Below are 685 nucleotides of genomic sequence, written 5' to 3'. Positions count from 1 at the left end.
GTAAAAGAGTTCTCATAACCGATTAGTGCGGCATATTTTCGGAGAACACTGTTGGCAAACGAGTGGAACGTTCCGCCAGCAACACTTTCGCAGCGCGAATCTAAAAGCATCGCAGCGCGACGAAGCATCTCCTGAGCAGCTTTACGTGTGAAAGTCAGCAACAATATGTTCTGCGGCTTAACGCCTAATTCGACAAGATATGCAACCCTATAAACTATTGTTCGTGTTTTTCCCGTGCCGGCGCCGGCAATTACCAGATGCGGACCATTGACAGAGGTTACAGCTTCGTATTGCGAATCATTGAGTTCCGGCCTGTAATTAATTGTAAATCGCTGGGGAGAAACAAGGTGCAAATTATCGCCAAAGACGGATTTTTTAAGCGTGTATTTTTTCATGGATCAAATATAAGGAAGTAGGAGTGGAATGGCAAAAGTTATGAAGTAGATAAGTAAAAATCTTTTAAATTATTCAAATCTTTACAATCTTTTCAATTACCATTTGCTTCTCCCCTCCTATTTTCCTAAATATTTTTTGAAGGTTTCATACTTCATAATTCGAAATTCAACATTCGATATTCATTATTCAATATTTTAAACCACGGTTTGTCGATTTAACACTCATTGACCTCGTCACCGTTTCCCCATGTCGCCCTTTCCCCGTTCCTTCCATTTGCTTCCCCCCTCCT

The 685-nt window shown here is 41.0% G+C and carries 1 protein-coding gene; it reads right to left on the bottom strand.

Going from position 1 to position 685, the window contains the following annotated elements; genetic code table 11:
* The coding region (locus QME58_14465; protein ID MDI6805014.1) for a UvrD-helicase domain-containing protein at positions 1-395 on the bottom strand (395 nt) is incomplete at its 3' end.
* Positions 396-685 lie beyond the last annotated feature (290 nt).

Source organism: Bacteroidota bacterium, from assembly GCA_030017895.1.
GTDB lineage: Bacteria > Bacteroidota > Ignavibacteria > UBA10030 > BY39 > JASEGV01.
The sequence above is the reverse complement of the archived record's forward strand: the minus strand, read 5'-3'. Positions and strand labels throughout refer to the sequence as shown.